4 protein-coding genes are annotated in these 4,390 nt (G+C 51.9%); all 4 read right to left on the minus strand.

The window, feature by feature from the left end:
• The coding region (locus C8D99_RS15815) for an MCP four helix bundle domain-containing protein (RefSeq protein WP_420808821.1) at window positions 1–276 on the minus strand (276 nt) is incomplete at its 3' end.
• A 703-nt stretch (window positions 277–979) separates the two neighbouring features.
• Window positions 980–3,256, minus strand: coding sequence for a PAS domain S-box protein (locus tag C8D99_RS14925; protein WP_133959297.1), 2,277 nt, complete (start codon window positions 3,254–3,256; stop codon window positions 980–982).
• A gap of 153 nt (window positions 3,257–3,409) precedes the next feature.
• Window positions 3,410–3,865: a chemotaxis protein CheW gene (locus C8D99_RS14930; protein ID WP_133959298.1), complete on the minus strand. Its 456-nt coding sequence runs from the start codon at window positions 3,863–3,865 to the stop codon at window positions 3,410–3,412.
• Window positions 3,866–3,875: 10 nt separating this feature from the next.
• On the minus strand, window positions 3,876–4,390 hold a 515-nt coding region (locus tag C8D99_RS14935), incomplete at its 5' end, for a methyl-accepting chemotaxis protein (RefSeq protein WP_243833971.1).

Consider the following 4,390-nt stretch of genomic DNA (forward strand, 5'->3'; position numbering starts at 1 on the left):
GCGGCTCTCGATCTCCGCGAGAAGATTGCGTTTCTCCGTTTCGTCGGTAGTCAGCATCATCTCGAAGAGATTGGCCCTGATATAGTTCATATTTGACCTTGAGTCGTTCAACCACTGGACGGGCAATACGCCGCTCCTGAACATGTCAGTCATGTCCCTTTCGGCGGCGACAAGGCGCTGATAGCCGACAAAGGATGCGGCGGCTGTGAAAAGGCATAACAGTAATGTAAGGGCAAAAAGTCGAAAACGAATGGTAGTGTTTCGGAGGAGCTTCATCAAGGACGATCACTTCCTTAAAAGTATTTGAATGGAACACGGGAATGAAATGTATCAAATCTCCTAAACTCTCATGCCATGACAGCCATTCGAAAAACTATCCTTTCAGAAAATTCTTCTCTTGCTCTCCAGCCTCCTCTCCCAATCTTTTTTCAACAAACAAAAACGCCCGGAATATATCAAATCACCTCTATCCGGGCAGTCATTTGATGACCTCGCGTTTTTGAAGTCTTCAAACTGTGGGGAGTCCCCGCAAAAGTATAATAAACGCATTATTGCAAATATTAAATATAGAAAAAAATGCCGACACCACATTATGCAGGTATGGTGTCATTTCTTTCCGGGCTTGTCAATAATGATGAAAGGGAAATATTTTTGATATGGAGAGTGTTTCTTTGGAAATTAACCTCAATCTTCATTTTTTGGACTATGGATCTTAAGTCTTGCTCCAAAAGGACTTTTGTTGTAAGTAGAAGGGCATAGGAGGCATAATAAATAGGCAAATAGTCCTATAAGGGAAGGGGTATGTTGACTGATTGGGTTTATTGAAGGGGAAACAATTCGTGATTGCTTTGTATTAACAGGTATAGGGCTTCAAAAGGAAAACACCCAAGTCGATTCTGTTCACGGAAAAAACGACCTTATTACATCCGTAAAACAGATGCAATCTTTCAGGCAGGGGTCTTCGAGACGACACTCTTTCTCACTCCCCGAAGGAAAATCCGGCGGCAAAGACCTCCCGGCAGGCCTCGACGACATCTGCGTCAAACAGACGGTCCCTGCCTTCCTCCACGAACCGGAGGGCGGTTTTGATCCCCAGGGACGGACGGTAGGGACGGTGGGAGGCCATGGCCTCCACCGTGTCGGCCACGGCGAGGATTTTTGCTTCCAGAAGAATTTCTTCGTTTTTCAGCCCCCTGGGGTATCCGCTGCCGTCAAGCCGTTCATGGTGCTGCCGGACTACTTCAACGATATGCCGGGGGAAGTCTGCTTTCCTGAGGATCTGGTAACCTTCTTCGGCATGGGTTTTAACGAGGGCCATTTCTATAGGATGGAGGAGTCCCGGTTTGCTGAGAATTTCCGACGGGACGCTGATCTTTCCGACGTCGTGGATTGCTGCCGCAAATGAAATTCTTCTGCGGATTTCCTCTTCCAGTCCCATGTGTCGGGCTATTTCCTCAGAGAGAAGAGCGGTTCTTCTTTGGTGTCCGGCAGTGTAGGGATCCCTGCTTTCTACCGTTTGAGCCAAAACTTCCACTGTCTGCGAGAAGGAGGTGTTCAGTTTCTCTATATTGGCCAGGAGCTGATTCTCCTTTTCCTTGACGGCGGTGAGGTTTCGGAAGAACAAAAACAGTCCCCTTCCCTGTTCCGTTGCATTCGGTATGGGAAGGGCAAGGATGGATAGGTAGAGAGTCTCCCCGGTTCTTGTGGTGAAGGGGCCTTCGTCAACGGCAGGTTTTCCGGAGTTTGCCGTTTTGAGAAGATTACTGAGGCGAAGTGTCTCATGGTCGTTTTGCGGGAAGAGTGTTTCGGAAACGGCTTTCCCGATCGTCTCTTCCGATGAAAGACCCGTCATACGGCAGAAGGCGTTATTTACCTGGTCTATCCGGACTCCATCCCAACTGGCAACTATTGCTTCCGGAGAATTTTCAAAAAGAGCAAGGGCTTTGTTTTCCTCACGCTCCCGTTCACGCCGCACTTTTTTCAGCTCGCTGATGTCCAGTCCCACGCTTTGTATTTCCTTGAGATTGCCGAATTCGTCAAAATATGCGGTGTCGTTCCAGAGCTGCCATTTTACAGTACCGTCTTCCATAATTGTGCTGTTTTCAAAAAGCCGCGTCGGTGATTCGGGGGTCAGTCCCGCAAAGGCATTGATAAGGTACGAGACATCTTTGTTTCTCACTTCGCCGAGGTTCCGCCCGATGAAATCCTCCGGTTTTCCGCCGATGTACCTGGCGTAGGCAGGATTGCAGAAACTGATGGTGCAGTCGGGCAAAAAACGGACGATTATCTCGGACTGGGTTTCGACGATGCCCTGGTACATATTTTTTGTCGCCCGCAGTTCCTCTTCTGCACGGATCAGTTCGAGGGTTTTTCCCATGACCCTGGAAATGCTTGAAAGAATGGGAAAGTCGTTTTCCAGGTCAGAGGGGGCCGCCGAAAGGTTTTCCAGACCCACAAACCCGACAATGCGTCCTTCCGCTTCTATGGGGAAGGCTACAACGGAACGGATACCCAGGGTGAGAAAGAGGCTCTTTTCGTTTTCCGCCTCCTCCGGAAGGGAGCTGGGATCAGTAATGGAAAAGGGACCTTCATGCAGGTGTTTCACCCACCATGAATAGTCTTCCCCGCGAAGCCTCTGAAGACCTGCTTTCTTGGAAGCCGTTCCCGGTGCGCACCATTCGTTGGAGTTGACCATTAACCCTTCACTGAAAAGGAAAAGGTAGGCTCTGTCGGCGTTTTTTCCTGAACCTATTATGGAAAGGGCTTTGTCCGTAACTTTATGGAAGTCTTCTTTGTTTCTGCAGAAAGCATACTCGGCGATGATTTCCGCCGTATCCTTTTCCAGCTGCAGCCTTGAGGCGAGTTGTATGTTCGCCCTCACGCGGTCGGTGACGTCCCTGCCGAAACCATGAACTATGACTGTTTCCCCTTCCGGTGCAAATTGCCCGCGGATACTCCAGAGGTAATATCTCTTCTCGTCCGGGGGCAGCATAACAGTGATCCGAAAGGATTCCGACGGGTTTTCCGGTGCCAGGAGCTTCATCTTTTCCAAAAAGGTCTCCGCCCCTTTCTCCGGAAGAAAGCGGCTCAGGTGCTGACCGGCGATATGCTTTTTTTCAGATTGGAACAGCCTGCAGAAGGTATCGTTGGCGAAGGTGAGGGTTCCGTCGGGCAAAAGGCGGCATATGAGGTCCGGGCTTGACTCGATTATTTCTCTGTACAATGCGGTTTCAAAATCACTGGTTTTGTCGGGCATGTTTCTGTCCCCCGGTTCAGAATCTGATGGTTCTTCCCGCTGCGAAGCAAAATGCAGGCAGGTTTTTCCTGGTCGACTCGCCTGATAAATATACAGAAAAGCACAAGGCGAAGCAAGGAAAAACTTCTTTCCCTTGCTTCGCCTTGTTGAGGGTTATTCTTCGTGAGCGGTGTGCCCTGGAAGATCAATAATTCTGTTCAGGTCCAGGATGATGATGAGCCGGTCGTCCACTTTCGCGATTCCCTGGATGAAGTCCTGGGATACGCCGCCCGACCTGATGGTGGTGGTGGGGTCGATGGATTCCTCGGGAATTCGAAGAATCTCGGACACTCCATCCACGAGGATTCCGATGTCCCGCCCCTCCATGTTCACCACGATGATCCGCTTGCGGGACTCCTCCGAAGCCGGCCCTCCCGCTATGCGGAACCGGGTGTTCAGGTCCACGATGGGCACGATCTGTCCCCTGAGGTTCACTATGCCCATGACGTACTCCAGGGCCTGGGGGATTGCCGTGATGTTCTGGGGCCGGACGATTTCCCGGACACGGGAGATTTCGATGCCGAATTCTTCCTTCCCCAGGGCGAAGACTACAAGCTGCCGTTCCTGCATGATCCCGTACCTATCTCTTCTTTGAGCGGGGTTTTTTCTCCGCAGATGCGCCCTGCAGGGAGGGAACAAGACCCCGGTTCTCCGTTCCGTTATCGAACCTGAAATACCCCACCAGTTTCCGGAGTTCCGCCGACAGGCTGGCGAGTTCTTCTGAGCCCTGGGCCACGCGCTCCGCCGATTCGGCGACTTCCTTCATCTGCCCCCGGACCATGTCCGAGGACGCCGCCGAGGCACTGACCCGGGACGCGATGTTCTGCACAGCCCCGGCGATCTCCTCGCTGGACGCCGCCTGTTCCTCCGAGACGGCCGCCAGGTCCTGGGTCGAGGACGAAATTCTTGACAGGGCTTCCATCATCTTCGCAATGGTCTCCCGGGTTCCTTCCGCGAGCCCTGCAGAGGCGTGGGAGTTCTTCGCGCTCTTTTCCGACGAGGAGACCACCTGGTCCAGATCCTTTGTAATCATCCCCGCAAGCTCCGCGATCTTCTTCGCCGCCTCGTTGCTCTCCTCGGCGAGCTTCCGCACTT

It is taken from the genome of Aminivibrio pyruvatiphilus (assembly GCF_004366815.1).
Lineage (GTDB): Bacteria > Synergistota > Synergistia > Synergistales > Aminobacteriaceae > Aminivibrio > Aminivibrio pyruvatiphilus.

Excerpts from the sequence above, each read along its gene's own strand:
- C8D99_RS14925 (WP_133959297.1), bottom strand. The coding sequence starts at position 3,256 with ATGCCCGACAAAACCAGTGATTTTGAAACCGCATTGTACAGAGAAATA.
- C8D99_RS14930 (WP_133959298.1), bottom strand. The coding sequence starts at position 3,865 with ATGCAGGAACGGCAGCTTGTAGTCTTCGCCCTGGGGAAGGAAGAATTC.